Origin of the sequence: Hymenobacter rigui (assembly GCF_003944715.1) — a bacterium.
In the GTDB taxonomy this organism is placed as follows: Bacteria; Bacteroidota; Bacteroidia; order Cytophagales; family Hymenobacteraceae; genus Hymenobacter; species Hymenobacter rigui.
The window spans coordinates 397,986-416,350 of record NZ_RWIT01000004.1 but is presented as its reverse complement, the minus strand read 5'-3'; the positions used below and the strand labels follow the sequence as shown (position 1 = coordinate 416,350).

Sequence of the window (18,365 nt, the reverse complement as noted above, 5' to 3'; positions counted from 1 at the left end):
GCCCCAGGCATTAGGGCTGCCAGAGCACGCGCACGAACTGACTGCCGCCGGGGGCTACTAACCGGGCCATGTACACGCCGGCAGCCAGTCGCTCGGGCCGGAAGGGTACGGCCACCGCCTGGCCGGCTTGGCCCTGTCCTTCGGCCGCCACAGCTACCAAAGCACCCTGCAGGTTCAGTACTTCCACGCGGTAACGGCCGGCGGTGTTCAGCCGGAAGGTAAAGGTGGTAGCGTCGCCGGCCGGGTTGGGACTAGCCCGGAAGCGCCCCTCGTCGGTGGAGGCTACCCCGGTGGCGTCGTCGGCGGAACCGGTCTGCGGGTTGTTACACAGGCCCACGTTGTCGCCGTGGTTTAGATGATCTATTACAGCCGAAGCCGAAATACAGATCAGATTACCCTTATGGCATACCTGCACCTTATCGTTTTTATTGCCGCAGCGCACATCTACTACATTTATCGTTACCGTGGCCTTTTCCACGCAGCTGTTGTTGTTGGTGGCGGTAACGGTGAAGGTGTAGGTGCCCGGGGCAGTGGGCGTAAATACCGGAGCGGCGCTGGTAGTGCTGCTCAGGCCCGTGGCCGGGGCCCAGCTATAGCTCACGATGTTGATACCGCTGGCCTGCAGCGTAAGGCTTTGCAGCCCGTAACCCAGGTAAATGGTTTTGGGAGCCCCACCGCTGAACGTGGTGTTTGGCGACACGGTGAGCGTGGGCGGGTCGCAGGCGTACAGGGGCGGCAGGTCGAAGGCTTCCACCTGATCCGTGCGACTGGTATTACGGCCCTGGCTGGCGCTGTAGCCTAGCCCCCGACGGGCAAATACCTGCCAGATGAGCTTTTGGTTGGCCCCGGCGTTATCGGCCCGGTCGGCGGCCAGAATGGCGTCGCGCCCATTTACGAAGCCGGGGTTACAGGCCTGTAGCTTCAGGCCGTCCATCACCAGCTGCATGGCCAGGTTGTTGCCGCCGGTACCGTGGTACACATCCGGGTTGAAACCGTATCTGTCGATCAGGGCCCAGTTCAAATCCCAGAGCATGGAGGCCCACACAAACCCTATCCCGTGCGGCTGCGTCAGGTTGAGGTTGTTGGTGGCCGCGTAGGTATAACTGTTCACGGCAAAATCGGTGCTATACGGAGCCGGCCGGATGCCCTGGGCGTTGGTAGCCTGCCCGAGGGCGTACGTACCAATGCCGCGGCGCTTGGGCCCGGTGTCGCCCGGCTGCATGGTCAGCATCAGCCCAAACCAGTCGCTCCACCCTTCGCCCATCTGCTCGGCGTTCTGCAGGCAGGAGGTGGTAGCCGGCCCGCCGGTGAGACGGTTGGAGATACCGTGGCCGTACTCGTGGGCGATGATGCCATTGTCAAAATCCCCATCCAACTCGGGGCCGGCACCCGCATTGCGCAGGGCCAGACGTACTTCCTGCCCCGCATCCAGCGCCGCCCGAATGGTTGCTCCATCAGCCTGCCCGATCATCACGGCCGGAATGGTAATGGGTACAGCGGGCGTGCCGCCCATAGTGATGGGGTCACCGGCTACGTTGTTGATAACCACTACGGCAATAGCCCCGGCTTCCTGCGCATATTGGGCTTTCACTGCAAAGCCGCACGAGCCCCGGTACACCAGCGCAATATTACCAGCCATGGCTGCAGCGTTGCTCAGGGGCGTGCAGCCCTCCTGACCAGTACCCGTTGCGGTAGTGGCCAGCACCAGCTTACCGGTTACGGGTGCCGGCGTAAGCGGAGCACTGAACACTGCTTCCAGCGTTTTGTATGTACCAGCCAGCGCCGCGGGAGCCGTTACCTTAAACATTTCGGGGTCCGGAATGCCGCTCCACAGGTACATCTGCATGCGGGGCCGCTGCCCATCAACCGGCGTGAAGAAGTTGGCGTTGTTGCGAGTGGTCAAGATATTACGGCTGTCCTGCGCTTCCGCCCGCACATCGTCGCCGCCCACGCCCCCACGCCCGAAATTATCTACCTGGAAGCTGCCGCTCGCCTCATCGAAGCCGTACTGATACCACACGTCGTGCATGATATTGTTCATGTAGAACAGATTGGCCGTAGCCGCGTCGCGGTACGTTACGGGTTGCTGGGTGAAATTGATGGGATAGTCGAACAGCAGACTGGGGCCGGCATCGGGACTGTAGTTGGTGCCGCCGACGTTGTTATTGTTGGTGGGGTCTTCGTAGGCGTGCACGTTGTTGCCGCGCGTGGTGGTGTAGCTGCCAACGGACGTAGTGTGCCAGCCCGCGGGCGAGGCCGTACCATCGGCGGCCGTACTCAGCACGTAGCTGCGGCTGCCGTGGCTGGGGCTTTCGGCCGGCAGCGCAAATACGTTGTACGCATTGGCAGCTGGAGCAGCCGCCAGAGCAGGCTGCCGCAGCGGGGCGGCTACTACCGAAGCGGCTCCGCTGGGCCTGGCGTTGTCGAATTCGCAGTGGTTTACCAGGTTATCCTGATCCAGCACCCGGCCCGTGGCGGCATCCAGCCGAACTACCCAATAGTTCAGCGCATCCAGCGGGTAGATGGACACTTCCCAGGCCAGACGCAGCTGCCCATCGGGCAAAGGCTGATACACCAGCCGGGCACCAATTGGCTCCAGGGCAATGCCGGCAGTTGAGAAAATCGTCTGCTGGCTGGCATCGGCCCCGCGCGCCTGCACGTTCAGCGCCCCGCGCAGGGGCACGCCCACGTGCCGGGCCGCGGCGGCTACAGCATCCGCCGCCGAGGTTGTAGGCCGGGTGGCCAATTGCGTGCCCCGGCGCTGCTCCAGCGGAAGCAGGCGTACCGCCACGCTCACCACGGCCTCATCGGCACCCAGTGCCAGCGTACTGATGGCACCATGAATATCGATACCGGCGTGGCGCTGCTGCACATAGAGTAGGTGCACCTTGCTGCGGGGGCTGCGCGACTCGCTGCTCAGCACCACATCCTGAATATCGGTTTCGGTTACTCCTAACTGCTGATGGTATTTCTGTAGGTACTGCCGGGCCTCGGCCGGCAGGGCACGCGGGGCCGGTCGCAGCTGGCCCTGGCTAAAAGCTGACAGGTTTGCAAACAGCAATACCAGCAGCAACCCCCAACGGGTGATGTGGTGTGTGGTGTGCAGCATATGAGGTGAGGTGAAGTGGAACAAAGCACTTACCTAATATATCGATATAAATATATATTTAATTATAATAATTATTATAATAGTACACTCTGAAAAGAACAGCCCCAATTATTTTCCGGGTATGGATGTTGCGCTGGCAATTGGCCCCGATAAGCGGCGGCGTACATAGAGCGCAGATGGCAGGAATGCCCCTGGTTAGCCACCCGGCAGCTCATTTTCCGTATCTTTTGCCCCAACCCATCCTGCCCGCACATGAATCACCGGCTGCATCTTCGCTTCGAACAACTCGAACTGGCCACCACCCACCTGCTGGATACCGTAGCAGCTCTCGGCCCCCGGGCTACCCAGCAGCCGGGGCCGGGTCAGTGGTCGGCGGCGCAGGTGGTGCAGCACCTGGTGGTGTCGGAAACCGGCATTGGGCAATACATGGAGAAAAAGCTGCTCCAGACCGAGTCGCTGGAGAAATCAGGGTTCGGGGCGTTTCTGAAGTCGCGGCTGTTGCGGGTGTTGCTGCGGCTACCCTTCACGCGCTTCAAGGCCCCCTCCTATCTGGAGAAACTGACGCCCACCGAGCTGCCACCGCTGCCCGAGCTGCAGGCCGAATGGGCCGCGGTGCGCCGTCGTCTGGAGCGCCTCCTGAACGAGTATCCGAGCAACCTGCTCAACCGGTCTATCTTCAAGCACCCCCGCTCCGGCATGCTCACCATCTATCAGACCCTGGATTTTATGATTGACCACGTGCTGCACCACCAGAAACAGGTAGAGCGCATTGCGCAGAAGGTCAGGGAGAACAAGTAACAAGACAAAGCCCCGGCGTCATGATGATGCCAGGGCTTTGCTCCGTTGCAGTTCTTCGCTGATTTATCGTGTCTCCCGGATGATATCCTGGTACGAAGCGTGGCGCGGCAGGTCGCGCATCAGAGCGGCTATTTCGGCGGGCGGCACGGTGAGTTTGCGGGCGCGCAAATCCAGCCATGCCCCTTCCACGGCCACCGTGGCGGCCGGGCGGCCGTCGGGTTTGTAAAGGGTGTGGATGATATTCCAGCGGGAACCATCCTCGCTAAGCCCCGACAGCTCCCCGGTCACGCGTAGCTGCTCGTTGATGTGCAGCTCTTTCAGAAAGCGGGTATCCTCGCGGAAGAGAATGGGCCCAAGGCCTGTTTTGGCGAAAAACGGCAACGTAAAGCCGTGCTCCGACAGATACTCGATGCGGTGCTGAGCGGCGTAATCGGTGTAGGCAGAGTGACGCATGTGGCCGTTCGGGTCCATATCGGCCCAGCGCACAGTGTAGGTTCTTTCGAATCCGGGCATAGAAAAAGAAGATTAGGAAGTCGGATAACTGCCGGAGTGAAACCTTGTTTAGCGCAGTGGCTACGCCAGCGTGAGGCGCACGAGGTATTGCTGCTGGTCGTCTTCTTCCAGAAACTCTACGGTGTAGCCGGCGGCTTCGGCGTAGTCCTGGAGCAGCGCGGGGTCAGTGAAAATCCAGTGGAAGGCCGCGCCGGTCTGGTGGGCAAACTGCATAGTGTATTCTACCTCCCCGTAATAGGGCGCATTCAGATCAAACACCAAGGCGCCATCCTCATCCTCGTAGAGGTAGCTGATGTCGGAGGAGGTAGCCAGAATCTGGCCGCCGGGGACCAGCAGGCTCTTGGCGTGCTCCAGAAACCGCTCCAGTCCGGCCAGGGTGCCCGTGAGACCCACCCCGTTCATCAGCATCAGAATGGTATCAAACTTTTCCCCAGCGGCCAGGGCCGGGTCGAAGATGTCGTGACAGGCTACTTCCTGGACACCCCGCTCCTGCATCACTTCCACGGCCCCGGGTGAAATATCCACGGCCTTCACCCGGAAGCCGCGCTGTTGCAGCTCCAGGGCATGGCAGCCAGCCCCGGCCCCTAAATCGAGCACCCGGCCCCGGCACTCTTCCAGCGCGGTACGCTCCATTTCGGGCATCTCCCAGAGGGAGCGAAAAAAGTAGGCGGCGGGCAGCACTTCCTCGTCGGCTACGGAGCTATGCACGGCCAGCGTGGCACTCAGATGGCCGCGCTGGTAGGCCAGCAGGGCCTGGCCCAGGGCATCGGGCGCAACGGAAACAGAATTTGACATGGCACAAAGATACGGCCGCCCGCCGACCCGGCACAGTTTGTAACCTCCGCGGCCCGGATGGGGTTATTCAGTACCCGCCTTCTTTTTTGATTTATGAGCCTGCCCAACCGCCTCGTCAAAGGCCATCTGCCCACCAAAATCTGCCTTACCTGCGGGCGGCCATTTGAGTACCGCAAGAAGTGGCGCAACTGCTGGGATGAGGTAAAATACTGTGGCGAGAAGTGCCAGCGCAACAAGCCCAAACTGGTACCATCCTCCTGAATCCGCATCCTTCTGCCTCCGTTTTGCGTTCTGCGAAGCATCTCCTTAATAAGTTTCCTACGCTCATGGCCAGCAACCTCGACTACCTTGACCCCAGCTTGCAATCGCTCGAAGAAACGTTACAGGCCTATCTGGAGGCCGAAAAAGAGTTGTCGCACGCTGAAATTGCGGCCACTGCTGCCACGCATACCGCGCCGGATTCAACTACGGCTTTCGACCAGCGCCCTTCCACCGGCAGCTACCCGCAACACACCGAAGAAGCCTTCCAGAACCTGCAGAATCTGCGCGACGACCTGGCTCGGCTACGTGAGCAAGTGCTCCAACAGCTGCCCGTGCGCGACGAGTGGGTGAAGGTAAACCTGGGGTATGGCCCCAGCCGCGTGGGCGCTTTCCGAACAAATGCCTCCGGGGCCGCATCGAGTGAAACGTACGAGTTGCGGGTAGTTATATAAATCCGGCCGGCTGGCAGCCCTTATTGCGTATACAGCAGGATGGGCTGCCGGCTTTTGTCAATGTACCCGCTGAGTGTGCGTAGAAACGCTGGGTTAACTGTAGGACACCCCTGGCTGCGGCATATGGGCAAAACCTGCGGCTGTGCGGGTACACACTTATGTGCGTGGAGCACAATAAACCGCTTGAATATCTGGCTATTGGTATTATGAAGTCCTACCAGCTTGTATGCCCCCCCGAACTGACCGGTGTAGGCGTATGATACTTTCGCCAGGCCCCTGGAGCTGCAGTTGGAGTCGGGTGTGTTTGAGTAGATAACCTGCCCCAGTGCCGTAGTGCGTCCGCTGCAGCATAACCCGGCCGCCAGCACTTTCCGCCGACGCAGGTCCAACACAAAAAACCGCTTTTGCCCTGATGGACGACTCAGATCCAGGTAAAAACCGATGCGTTGATTAAACCCCGGCCGGGTGTACGAAACGAGTTTTATAACGTACTGCTCCACAGGCACTGCAGCTTCCGGCGCGTGCCGGGCTTTGCACCCCACAACGAGCAAAATAGCCAGGAGGCATACGGCAGCTATTGGTATTCGAAGATTCATTGCAGCAAATAGCTACCTGTCAGGCAATAAAAAAAGGCGGACCACTGGCCCGCCCCTTTTCCACAACCAAAACACCTAAAAAACTATTCTTTCGAAAATCCACTTGCAACTATCAAGCCAAAAAAATCAGCTAGCAGTGCCGGGTTTATCGGAAGACAGCCTCTATAGTGTCTACACAATATAGAGTCGGACCGGACACCGAAAGGTTGCACCTTGCTGCAAAAAAAGATGCTGGTTTGCTGCTGTAGCCGTCCGGCTATGAGCCACATGCTGGAATAAAACGCGCGGGTAGTGTATTTTGCGCAGTTACTTTGCTTTTGCTTTCGGCCCGGCCGGAATTTTCGTTTGCTTACCCCCTTTCCCATGGATACTCCTAATCCGGAATTTATGCGTGAGGCTATTCGCCTCTCCATTGAAAAGATGCAGGCCGGCCACGGTGGCCCATTTGGTGCTGTGATAGTTAAAAACGGGCAGATTATTGCCCGGGGCTTCAACCAGGTAACCAGTACCAACGACCCCACCTGCCACGCCGAGGTGGATGCCATCCGGAAGGCTTGCGCCACGCTGGGTACGTTCCAGTTGGATGACTGTGACCTGTATACCAGCTGTGAGCCCTGCCCCATGTGCCTGGGTGCTATTTATTGGGCCCGGCCACGCCGCGTGTTCTATGGTAACACCAAGCAGGACGCCGCCGCCATTGGCTTCGATGACCAGTTCATTTATGATGAGCTGGATAAACCGCTGACGGAGCGCCACATTCCCATGACAGAGTTGATGCGTGATGAAGCACTGGCCGGTTTCCGGGCCTGGGAGCAGCAGGCTGGTCGTACGGACTATTAAATATTTCCCAGACAAGCACCCCGTAACCTATCTAGATTTTAGACAAGCCGTCCTGTTTTTGGAACAGGGCGGCTTGTCTATTTATGGGCTTAATCGAGCTGAAAAGGGTTTTTTCTAAACTGGAAACTCTTTTGCGTTATCGGAAATTATCCAACCGGGCCAATCGAAGGCCGGGTAACATAATTTACACAATACCGATAAACGTTTTGAAATCATTATCATTTCTGACAGCATTGATCCTGACCATTTGCGCCTCCTCCGGCCAGGCTCAAACGGGGGCCTGGTGGCCAGCCAATGCCCGCTCCGATTACCCACGTACGCTGCTTACCATCAACGAATTGCCTCAAGTGCAAGCCAGTCTGCGTATGCCCACGGCGCGTGGCCTGTACCGGGGCCTATGGGCCGGCACCCAAGGGGTACCACCTACCGACAATACCTCTGCAAGCGGCCGTCGGGCTCGGGCCACGTTTGCCAAGAATGCGGCCTTCGTGATATTGATAGACCGACAGCCCGTAGCCGATAGCTTAGCCCCTTTGCCGCCACTGACGCGCCAAACGCAGGTGCAGCAAGTAACGCAGCTGCTCGAAACCCTGAATCCATCAGTGGAGGCATTTGCCACCTTCAGCGGAACAACCTACACTGAATGGCAGTGGCGCTCCAAAGAGCTGATTGACTACTTGATTGCCTACGACCTGTTGCGCGGATCCGGTGTACCCGAAACTGCCCTGACTACGGCTCGCCAGCAGCTCCAGACCTTTGCTGGCAACCTGTACCGTGAATCAAACCGACCGTTTTTTGGCATCTACTTTTACCGGCAGATTAAGAACAATCATACTCTGATGACGGCCGCCGCCCTGGGAATGGCCGCCGTAGTGCTAAACCACGTTACCAGCGCCGACGCCAACCAGCAGCCGCTCAACTGGCAGAATACGGCTCTGTTTCACCTCGACAACGTGCTGTGGCAGGATGCCCAGCGTCAGTCGGATCCGCAGGCGGTGGCGGGATATGCCGAAGGGCCTTATTATTTCAAATACGCGTTTTTAAACTGCCTGCCATTTGTGCGGGCGCTGGGCCAGTTTGCTCCTGGGGCCATGTTCAGCTGCACCTATAACGGCAGCACGCGTACCATCCCGAATCCGTATACTGACCCACGCTACGAGCGGCTGTATGAGTGGATTACGGCTATTAGCCTGCCTGATGGCCGCTTACCAGCTCTGGAGGATTCGTACGTGGATATGGCCATGCCCGAACTGGCTCTCACTGGCCACAGCCGTTACGTGCTGCCACTGGCTCTTTCAGGTCTGAACACCGGCCAGCTCAACTCACTCACGTCCCAGCTCCGCGACGCTACCGTGGATATGCGGGCCGCTTACCTGGCAGCACTACCTACTCCCACCCAGCCCGAGCGACCTGCCCTCGTTTTTCTGCCGCAGAGTGGCAACCTCGTTTTTCGCTCAGGCTCCGATTCACTGGCCACCTATTTTCATCTTTACGGCAAGGCCGGTGCAGCTCAGGATAACTCCGGCGGCCATAGCCAAGCCGATGCGAGCAGCTTTATACTCTATGCCCAAGGCCAGATGCTAGCCCTGGATGCAGGGTATCTGAGCTATAACCGTCGCGCCGAAGTGGGTCAGGCCACCCACCATAATATGATACTGGTTGACGGGGCCGGACCGGCCATTGGCACCGCCGGAGCTGCCAATGATGCCCCAGCCACACTGTCAGGCGCATTCTCGACGCCGGGACTAGCTTACGGGCAAGTGCAGACCAACTACCGAGGCGCTACTATAACTCGCCGGGCGTTGCTGGTGCGGAACCAGTACGTGCTACTAGCTGATGCTGCCAAGGCCCTCACACCACACACCTATACTTGGCAGCTGCACGGTTACGGCCTGGCGGGCGGCACTGCGGCTACGGGCACATTCACGTCTGATTTTGGTCGCCATCAAGCTAGCTGGACCCGACAGGGCGCGAGCTTGGTGGCTACTGTAGCCTCCCCCGACACAGCTGCTACTTTTAATCAGACTACTAATTCGCATGAGCTGACTTACAACACAACCCAGGACCACACTACCTTACTGGTCAGTTCACCCAACGTACCGGCCACGCGTTTCCTGACAATGCTGTGGCCCGGCCCGGCCACCACCATCCCTCCCGCCACCAAGGCTTTTGCCACTGCTGCGGCCACAGGGCTGCACACAGCGGGTTCCGGCTTTCAGGACCTGGCCTTCAGTCAGGCCGACACCAGCCTGACTACTGTACCCGGATTACCCCAATCCACTGCCGCCGATGCGTCGCTGACATTGCTGTCCTTAAACCCGGCAGGACAGCCAGCACAGATGTTTCTGGACCAAGGCACCCTGCTACGCTACGGCCCCGATACGCTGCTAAACGCCACTCACCGGGCTACCCTGAGTTGGGCAACCCTGCCCGACGGCAAGCTGGCTGGTTACGTGAGCCGGGCCACTACCCTACGCATACCTCTCAGCAGCCCGCCGGCTGCGGTGCAAGGCGCAGCTCTGCAGCAAGCCACCTACGATGCCCGCCGCCACCAACTGGTGCTGCAGTTTTCCGCCGCCTCCGAAGTTACAGTAATCCCGCAACGCGACATACGGCCGCTCCCGGTTACGCTGGTGCAGTTTGTGGGGCACCGGCAGGGAAGTAAAGTGCTGCTCAAGTGGCAAACAGCCGCCGAAATCGGTCACCAACAGTTTAGGGTAGAGGTTCGTGCAGATACTGACACGACTTTCCGGGCGCTGACCAACCTACCAGCCCACGGTCCTGGCGAGTATCGTTTTACGGATGCTCAGCCCCCGGTTGGGGTGGCATATTACCGCCTGCGGCAGCAAGATACCGATGGTTCCATAACCTACTCAGGAGTGCTAACCGTGCCTCCGGCCCCGGCCCTGCTCACTCTCACTGCCGCACCTGTACCGGCCCGTACAGTAGTTCGGCTCACTGCCAATCGGCCCGTACCTGCCCAAGCCCAGGTGGAATTGCGGAATACTCAGGGCCAGCGAGTACTCAACCAGCAGTTGCAAAGTGTTACTGAGCTACCCGTGCAACACCTGCCACCGGGCGTGTATGTAGTGCGGGCTCTGAACCCTGTTGGCGAGTTGCTGGCTCCGGTACTACGCATCTTGGTGGCCCCTGAGTAGAAGTGCTGCATATGGAACCAATGGGCACCATATCCCAGGTTGCTATGATGGAAGCACAGCGCCGTACGAATACCAGATTTTCGGAGTGAGGCGAGAAGTTTAAGCATATCTATTTATAATTTATATAATTAAGTTTTATTCGATTGCATTTTCAGTATCCCGATGGCAACCCGCCCGCTTTCTGCGTAGAAGCCCTCTATACCTTGCTTTTTCTACCTGCGTTTGTATGAGAATGTCTTCTGTTCGCCGGATGCTGGCCCTTGTGGTGCTGGGGTTGCTGCTGGCGGGAGGCGGAGGCGTATGGCTGCTGGGCACGCAGTGGGGCCGACAACAGGTAGAACGCATTATTCGGGAGCGGCTGGCCCGGCAATCGGACCTAGTGCTGGGTCCCATGACTACTGATTTTTCGCTGTTCCGGGATTTTCCCCATCTGACAGCCTCGGTGCAGCATCTGTCCCTGACGGATACTTCCTACCGCCGCAGCGTGGAGGTATTGCGGATTGGTCGCGCCGATATTCGCCTGGAGTTGAGCCATATCTGGCGGGGGGAGTTGCGCGTGCAGCACCTGACCCTGCACGATGCCCAGTTCCGCCAGTTGACGGACTCTGCTGGGCGCGACTGGGGCCTGCGAGGCAAAGGCCCGCGCCGCAAGCGGCCCTCCCTGCCGCCTGATTTCGACCTGGACTCGCTGGTGCTGCTGAACGTGCGGGTAACTGACCGCAACGACCTGCACCATAGCGGGTTTTCAGCTTACGTGCGCCAAGGCCGGCTTATTGTCAATAACCGCCGGGGAATAGCGCAGGTGCGTGGGCGTCTGCAGGGCCAGCTGGAGTATTTGCGCAGCAGCCGGGGCAACCTGTTTGAGCAGGAGCCGGTGGTGGCCCGCATCCGCTACCGCTACGATTTCCGGCAGCGGGAAGGCACGTTTGCCCGCACGCGCGCTACGCTCAACGGCGACACTATTGTGGTAAATGGCACGCACCGGGGGGCCCGACCGTCGGAACCGCGCGGCACCCATCTAAACCTCACTTTTGAGGGAAACCAGCCGCTGCTGGAAATTCTGCACACGGCGTTTCCGCCGGCGCTGGAGCGGTTTCTGCAAGGAGCCCGCAGCCCCAGTCACGCTCATATCCGCTACTCCATCCGGGGGCTCAGCGGGCCTACTACCCGCCCGCGCACTATCCTGCGCTTTGCCATGCGGAATGCGCAGGTACAGTGGACCGATTCGGCCCGGCGTATCAGGCGGTGGGATGCGCAGGGGGTGTTCGATAACGGCGCGGCTCATGCTTCCCGCACCACATACCTGCAGTTTACTCAGTGCCGGCTGTACTCGCAGGCCGGACAGCTGGATGCGGCCATCACCGTGCGTGACTTTACCCAGCCACACCTACTGGGCCACATTAAGGGACGCACGGAGCTGCAGACGCTGGCTTCGGTGGTAGTTCCGAATCTGTGGCGGGCCCGCCAGGGGCAGGCCGCGCTGGATCTTCACCTCAACGGCACCATTCCCGATATTCCGGACCGGGCCACCCGGCGCACCCTGCGGGCCGATACGCTGTTGCCTCCTATTTCGGCCCGGGGCACGGTGCGCCTGGAGCAGGCGGCTTTCGATATTCCGAGCCGACGGGCCCGCATGACCAACCTGAATGTGCTGGTTCGGCTGCAGGACAGCATGTGGCGGCTGGAAAATCTGTCTGGCAGGCTCAACAACATGCAGGTACAGGCCAATGCTACCACTACCCACCTGCTGGCCTATTTCAGCGGACAGCACGCCACCACCTCTGTAGAAGGCACCTTTAAAGTGGATGAATTGCGGCTACAGGAGTTGCGCCGGCTGCTGGCTGCCCCTAGTACCAACCGAAAAAAAGGCGGCCACCGCTCCCGCCCGGGTTATACCCGCAACCAGGCTCTGGCAGCCAAGGCCTTGAATATTCTGCCCCCGGGTTTGCGGCTGCGAGTACGGCTACAGTGTGGCCGCCTGGTAGTAGGCACCGATACGCTGACCGCCCTGGCGGCCATGGTGCTGCACAATGGCCGCCAGGTACAGCTCCGTGATTTGCGCGTACATGCCTGGGGCGGCCAGCTTAGCGGAATGGTTGGCTGGCCTACGGATACCCTTAACCTGCAGCCTGTAACGGTTGAGCTGAAGGCGCATTTCCCGACTATGAGCTACCAACAGCTCCTGGGACGGCTCACGCGGACTCCGCGCCGCACGGCCCGCACCCCCCCCGACCCCACCCTGCGCGACGTGCTGCTATCCGCCAATGGCCATGCCACGGCCACCATTGACCGGCTGCGCCTGCCCGGCAACGACGATCTGACGCAGCTCCGGTTCAGCCTGAACAAATCGGGGCCCGATTTTCAGATACCGGCATTTACATTCCGGACGGGTATGGGGGGAACGGGCCGCATCAGTGCCGAAGCGCGGCTGAGCGAGGCGCGGCTGTCACGGGCCCGCGCCTCGCTGGATCTGCACTACGCCTCCCTGGATGTGCAGCGGCTGCTGCAGCTGCTAGCCGCGCTGAGCAATGTCCCGGAAACGCCCCGCACTGCATCCCGCCGACAGGAGCGCCGCACGGCCGGACAACCTTCACCGTTTCTGGATGGCACCATTACCGGCCAGGTACGCGTCGCCGCCGACCAGATGCAGTATGGGGCACTCCGGGGCTCTCAGTTCCGCCTGCTCAGCTCCCTGGAAGCGGGCCGGGCACGGCTGGAGCATTGCTCGATGCAGGCATTTGGGGGGCAGCTGCAATTGCAGGGCGTGCTCCAGACCGACTCCGGTACAAACCATCACCCATTGCACGCGCAGGTGCAGGTACAGCAGATGCAGCTGCCGGAACTGTTTGCGCTGGCTCAGGTGCTTGGCTTTGATGTGCTGGGTCCGACCAACATCCGGGGTACGATGCAGGCGGAGGCCGATGTACACACCAGCCTCGACCAGACCTTTCTGCCCCGGCTGGCTCAGACGCAGGCTTTCCTGCGCACAGACCTGCGCGACCTGGAATTGCTGCAGGTAGAAGCTCTGATGCAGGCCCTGCGCCTGCTGAGTCCGCGCCGGACCGGACATCTGTACTTTGAGCCGGTGCAGCCCCGTTTCGTGCTGGATGGGGGCCGGGTGTTAATCCCCGCCCTCAACCTGAGCAGCAACCTGACCGATATGCAGGTTACGGGCGAATATGGCCTGGATGGCCATGCGAACCTGTATGTGGGGCTCAGCCCGCTGCAGGCTCTGTTGGGTAATAACCGGAAGCGTATTGCGCGTATCCGGAGCGGCGAAGCTACCAGCAGGCCCAGCCGGGGACTGGTGTACGTGAATCTGCGCCGCGCGCCCGGCACGCGCTACAAAGTGCGTCTGTTTAAGAAGCAGGAGCAGCTACAGCAGCAGGAGCAGCTGCGGGAGCAATACCGGCAGATTCTACGCCGCCAGCCCCTCGACACCACGCTTCACCTGCTGCAATAAGCGCTGGTTAGATTTTGACGGGAAGGTCAATACCCCGAATAGCGCGGAACAGACTAAGCGCATTCTGGTCGGTGAGGCCACCAATGTAGTCTGTGAGCAGAATAATCTGCTCGTAGGCAGAAGCGCCCTGCTGCGCCCCTACGGCCCGGAACTGTTCCGGCAGCAGCTGCACCAGCTTGCGGGAGCGGGGGCTGCCCTGGGGGTCGAAGGTGGCGTGCAGGAAGGCGTCGAGCAGGCCTGCCAGCACCTCAAAGCCGGCTGCTTCAATTTCCAGCACCGGCCGGCTGCGGTACAGATGCTCCACTGTGAGTCGGTGTACTTCCTGCAGCTGCGGCCAGCAGTCCAGCTGTTGCACCAGGGGCTCATCCTGCCGCCCCCGCAACAGCTCCGGGGCGCGGTCAGCAAACAGGCGGGCCGTCTGCTGCACCAGCTGGTTGATCAGGCGGGCCCGCAGGTAGCCCAGTTCCTCCCGCCAATCCCGCCACTCCACCGAGCCCTGGCGGCCGGGCGCATCCCGGAGTATGTCGCGCAGCAGAGCCAGACCCTCCCGGCATGGAATCAGCCCCAGCTTCAGCCCATCCTCAAAGTCAATAATCCGGTAGCACAGGTCATCGGCGGCTTCCACCAGAAACGCCAAAGGATGCCGGTAACAGAATCCGGCCTGCTCAGGAGCATCGGTTATTTTAGGCAGGAGTCCCAGCTCCCGGGCCATATCCTGAAAGCGGGGTGCCTCCGTCTGGAAGTAGCCGTACTTTTTCTCGCTGATACCCTGGGTAAGCTGCCCATCCGCAACCAACGATGGGCGCGGATACTTGGTAAAGGCTCCCAGCGTGGCATAAGTAAGGCCCAACCCCGCCGAGCCGCTGCTGTGCGCCGCGTAGGTATGCGTGAGGATGCGAAATCCGGCGGCGTTGCCCTCAAATTGCTGCAAGTCGGCGCGCTGAGCGGCCGTGAGCATCCGCACAAATGGCTCAGCGGCCGTTGAGCGGAAGTAGGCCGAAATGGCATCCTCGCCGGAGTGGCCGAAGGGCGGGTTACCAATATCGTGGGCCAGACAGGCTGCCGCCACAATGTCGCCGAAATCGGCGTCCAGATGTGGCAGCTCTTTGCTGAGCCCGTCCGTTTCCTCCAGCAGCAGCCGGCCTCCCAGCCGGCCCAGGGACCGGCCTACGCAGGCAGTTTCCAGCGAATGGGTGAGGCGGGTGTGCACAAAGTCCGTTTCGGGCAGGGGCATCACCTGGGTTTTGCGCTGCAGCCGCCGAAACGCCGAGCTGAACACTACCCGGTCGTAATCCTGCACGAAGGCCCCGCGCACGGGCGGCGCATCCGTGACTACGTGCAGCTGGGGTTGCTCAGGGTAGCGGCGGCGGCTGAGCAGGCGCTGCCAGTCCATGGCCGGCGCGTGTTGATCGGGGGTGAGGTGGAGCATGGGAGGCGTAAGGTAGCAGCGGAGCCGGAAAGTTGCAGTCCGCCCGGGTGGCTACGTGCGTTTACGCTTCTTCCGGCACTTCGTCCATCCGGCCCAGCAGGCGCACGGTGGCGTACCCGAGTAACAGAAACACGCCGTACAGCAGCGTGACACCCCAGGTGCCCCGGTGGCTGGCCGGGTGCAGCAGCCGGCTGACAATATCATAAAACAGGCTGGCCGGGTTGGTGAGGATGTCCCAGCTGTTGAAGCGCAGATACCGGCCCAGGTACACCCCGAAGCTGCTGAGCAACAGCGCCACCGTGGCAAAGCCCCAGCCCGCGGCCCAGCCCAGGCGGCGCGTTACCAGCTGCTGCATGTCGGTGAGGGAGGCGTAGCCCAGCATCAGCCCGTTCCAGGCGCAGCTCAGAATCAGGGCCAGATCATACCAGTACGGCACGCCGGCGCGGGGCTCCAGGTGAAACAGGTCGGTGAGGATGTAGGGGGCATTGGGGAAGAACAGCAGCCACACCACTCCTACCGGCAGCAGTACCCGCGCCTTCAGCCGCCCCGCCGAGAGGCCCAGCATGGTGCTCAGCCCGAACGGAATCAGCGCCAGAAACAGGTTCCAGAGCAGGAACACAAACGTGATTTTGTGCACCAGAAATACCCGGAACACAATCAGCACCACGCTCAAAGCCAGGGAAGCCCCCAGTAGCAGCAGCAGATACAGGCGCTGCCGCAGCTGCGGCACGGAATAGGTAGCAATGGATAAGGCCATACAGACAAGTTCGGGAGTTTTAGGCGGATGTGGTAACGTAAAGCTGGCACGTATAGTGTAGCGTACGAATTGCGGGCGGATGTTGCGTTTGCGTGATGCCGGTCCATACCTCACCAATTCGGGCTACATCTTCCCCGCCGCAACTGCGTACCTTTGCGCCACGGGCTGCACTGGTTGCAGCTGCATGGTTTCTCCCGCCTATTTCCCCGGCTCCTCGGTTTATGAGGTTATCTTCTCTCCTGACTGCTGTATGTGTGTGCCTCGGTGCGGGCGTTGCGGCCCCTGCGTGGGCGCAACAAACGCCCGCCAAGAAACCCACTACCGCCACACCAGCCCCCGGCAAACCCACGGGCACTGCCCCGGCCAAAGTAGTGCCCGGCACTACGGCCCCAAAGCCGGCCACAACAACGCCTAAGCCGGCCACGACAACACCTAAGCCTACATCGGCCCCAAAACCAGCCGCTGGCTCCGGCACCAAACCGGCCCCAACAGCCACCACGCCCCGGCCCACGGTTGCGGCTGCACCCAAACCCAGCGGCCCGCCTCTGCCCGCCAACCTGGGCTCCTCGGACCCCAACGTGCGCTACAAAAACGGTAAAACGCTCCTCGACCAGACCCGCTACGACCTGGCCATGCAGGAGCTGGAGCCGCTCACCCTGCCGGCAGCCCGGTTCCAACGGGCTCCGGAAGCCGCCTACCTGTACGCCGTGGCCGCCGGCCGGGCCAAAAAGTGGGCCGAGGCCGAGCAGATGCTGAACCTGCTGCGCAACCAATATCCGCAGTGGCCCAACATGGCCGAAGCCTTTTTTCTGCAGGGCCAGTTGTCGTTTGAGCAGGGTGATTTTGACAACGCGCTGCGCGTGCTGGCTCAGGTGCCGGAAGGACGCCTCACCACCGAGCGGGAGAACATGAAGGCGACCTATCTGCCCCGCATAAAGGACAAAGCCACCTTTCAAAGCCTGCTCAAAACCTATCCGCAGGAAGCCGCCCTGGGCCGCGCCTACGCCGACAAGCTGGCCAATGGTGGCTGGTACACCGATGCCGATAAGGACCAGCTGGCCCAGCTGATTCAGCAGTTTCAGCTGGAGCCGGCCCGCTACACCCCCCGGCCCCGCCCGGCCCGCAAAAGCACCTACAATATTGGCGTGCTGCTGCCCTTCGAGTTCGATGATACCAGCTGGGAAAAGCGCCGCAAAAACCAGTTTGTGACGGATCTGTACGCCGGCCTGCGCCTGGCCCAGGACTCCTTGCAGCGCGAAGGCCACCCGGTGCAGCTGTTTGCCTACGATACCGGCGCTGACACGCTGCAGCTAAAACAGGTGCTGGCCTTGCCTGAACTGGCCGGTATGGATCTCATTGTGGGGCCGGTGTACAAATCGGGCTCCAAGATTCTGGCCCGCTACGCCCAGCAACACCAGATTGCCGTGGTGAATCCCCTCTCCCAGGATGGCGACCTGGTGCTGGACAATCCCTGGCACTACCTGTTCGAGCCCAGCACGGCTACCCAGGCCCGGCAGGCCGCGCAGTTTGCCTACACTCGTCTGGGCGGTGCCCGCACGGCCGTGGTCCTCTACGAAGACACCAAGGATGAAGCCGCTTTCGGGCAGGCCTACAAGCAAACCTATGAAGCCCTGGGTGGCAAGGTACTCCAGCTCCGCCGCATCAACTCCGACGTGCAGGAGAGCCTGTCGGCGGCGCTGGGCGACGTGGATCTGAAGTCGATTGGGCACCTAGTAGTGGCTTCCGATGGCAAGGGTGCGGGCCCCTACGTGCTGAGTGCCCTCAAGCTGCAGGCTGCCCGTACTCCGGTCATTGCCTATTCCTCCTGGCTCGATAACAACCGCATCAGCCTCGGCCAACTGGATTCCCGCGACGTGTACTTCGTGCACCCGAAGTTTCTGGACAAAACCAACCCCGGAGTGCGCCGTTTCCGGCAGCTGTACACGCAACGCCAGAACCTGCCGCCTTCCGTGTTTGCCTTTACTGGCTTCGAGCTGCTGTATTACTTCGGTAGCCAGCTGCACCAGTATGGCCCGGCCTTTCAGCAGCAGCTGGCCAATGGCGGCCCCGTTTCGGGAGCCGTATTCCAGGGCATCGGCTACCCCGGCGGCACTCACGATAACCAGTACGTACCCCTCACCAAACTGGAGCGGCTGGAAGTGGAAGTGCTGAACCCGGTGGGCATCCGGTAGGT

Annotated in this window: 13 protein-coding genes; 7 read left to right on the top strand and 6 right to left on the bottom strand. The window is 60.8% G+C overall.

Translation table 11 applies throughout. From position 1 onward, the window contains the following. Positions 1 to 10 precede the first annotated feature (10 nt). Positions 11 to 3,109, bottom strand: a complete 3,099-nt coding sequence (locus tag EI291_RS10830) for a T9SS-dependent M36 family metallopeptidase (protein WP_125419831.1) — start codon at positions 3,107 to 3,109, stop codon at positions 11 to 13. A 252-nt stretch (positions 3,110 to 3,361) separates the two neighbouring features. On the opposite strand from EI291_RS10830, the gene EI291_RS10825 reads away from it, so the two are divergent. Next, positions 3,362 to 3,907, top strand: a complete 546-nt coding sequence (locus EI291_RS10825) for a DinB family protein (RefSeq protein WP_125419830.1) — start codon at positions 3,362 to 3,364, stop codon at positions 3,905 to 3,907. A 63-nt stretch (positions 3,908 to 3,970) separates the two neighbouring features. Here EI291_RS10825 and EI291_RS10820 read toward each other — a convergent pair whose 3' ends face one another. Then, complete coding sequence (locus EI291_RS10820; protein WP_125419829.1) at positions 3,971 to 4,420, bottom strand: acyl-CoA thioesterase; 450 nt, start codon at positions 4,418 to 4,420, stop codon at positions 3,971 to 3,973. Positions 4,421 to 4,480: 60 nt separating this feature from the next. After that, positions 4,481 to 5,215 (bottom strand): class I SAM-dependent methyltransferase, encoded by a 735-nt coding sequence (locus tag EI291_RS10815; protein ID WP_125419828.1) that lies wholly within the window; start codon positions 5,213 to 5,215, stop codon positions 4,481 to 4,483. A gap of 93 nt (positions 5,216 to 5,308) precedes the next feature. Here EI291_RS10815 and EI291_RS10810 point away from each other — a divergent pair, with 93 nt between their 5' ends. After that, a complete protein-coding gene (locus EI291_RS10810) occupies positions 5,309 to 5,476 on the top strand; it encodes a DUF2256 domain-containing protein (RefSeq protein ID WP_125419827.1) in 168 nt (55 codons plus the stop codon). Positions 5,477 to 5,499: 23 nt separating this feature from the next. Further along, complete coding sequence (locus tag EI291_RS10805) at positions 5,500 to 5,928, top strand: hypothetical protein (RefSeq protein ID WP_148103400.1); 429 nt, start codon at positions 5,500 to 5,502, stop codon at positions 5,926 to 5,928. A 20-nt stretch (positions 5,929 to 5,948) separates the two neighbouring features. Here the strand turns inward: EI291_RS10805 and EI291_RS23505 are convergent, their stop codons facing one another. After that, positions 5,949 to 6,524: a murein L,D-transpeptidase catalytic domain-containing protein gene (locus EI291_RS23505; protein ID WP_125419825.1), complete on the bottom strand. Its 576-nt coding sequence runs from the start codon at positions 6,522 to 6,524 to the stop codon at positions 5,949 to 5,951. 363 nt (positions 6,525 to 6,887) lie between these two features. On the opposite strand from EI291_RS23505, the gene EI291_RS10795 reads away from it, so the two are divergent. From EI291_RS10795 to EI291_RS10785, 3 genes are all read left to right on the top strand, one after another. Next, positions 6,888 to 7,364, top strand: a complete 477-nt coding sequence (locus EI291_RS10795) for a nucleoside deaminase (RefSeq protein WP_125419824.1) — start codon at positions 6,888 to 6,890, stop codon at positions 7,362 to 7,364. A gap of 233 nt (positions 7,365 to 7,597) precedes the next feature. After that, the gene (locus EI291_RS10790; protein WP_170172599.1) at positions 7,598 to 10,522 is read left to right on the top strand and encodes a heparinase II/III domain-containing protein; all 2,925 of its coding nucleotides are present in this window, start codon (positions 7,598 to 7,600) and stop codon (positions 10,520 to 10,522) included. Positions 10,523 to 10,754: 232 nt separating this feature from the next. Further along, a complete protein-coding gene (locus tag EI291_RS10785; protein ID WP_125419822.1) occupies positions 10,755 to 13,985 on the top strand; it encodes an AsmA-like C-terminal region-containing protein in 3,231 nt (1,076 codons plus the stop codon). Positions 13,986 to 13,992: 7 nt separating this feature from the next. Here EI291_RS10785 and dgt read toward each other — a convergent pair whose 3' ends face one another. Both dgt and EI291_RS10775 read right to left on the bottom strand, forming a co-directional pair. Continuing rightward, positions 13,993 to 15,414 carry a dGTP triphosphohydrolase gene (gene dgt / locus EI291_RS10780; protein ID WP_125419821.1) on the bottom strand — a complete coding sequence of 474 codons (1,422 nt, stop codon included), beginning with the start codon at positions 15,412 to 15,414 and terminating at the stop codon, positions 13,993 to 13,995. A gap of 61 nt (positions 15,415 to 15,475) precedes the next feature. Beyond that, entirely contained in the window at positions 15,476 to 16,171 is a 696-nt protein-coding gene (locus EI291_RS10775; RefSeq protein WP_125419820.1) for a DUF1361 domain-containing protein, read from the bottom strand. Positions 16,172 to 16,392: 221 nt separating this feature from the next. On the opposite strand from EI291_RS10775, the gene EI291_RS10770 reads away from it, so the two are divergent. Then, on the top strand, positions 16,393 to 18,363 hold the full coding sequence (locus EI291_RS10770) for an ABC transporter substrate-binding protein (RefSeq protein WP_170172598.1): 1,971 nt from the start codon (positions 16,393 to 16,395) through the stop codon (positions 18,361 to 18,363). The last annotated feature ends 2 nt before the right edge of the window (positions 18,364 to 18,365 follow it).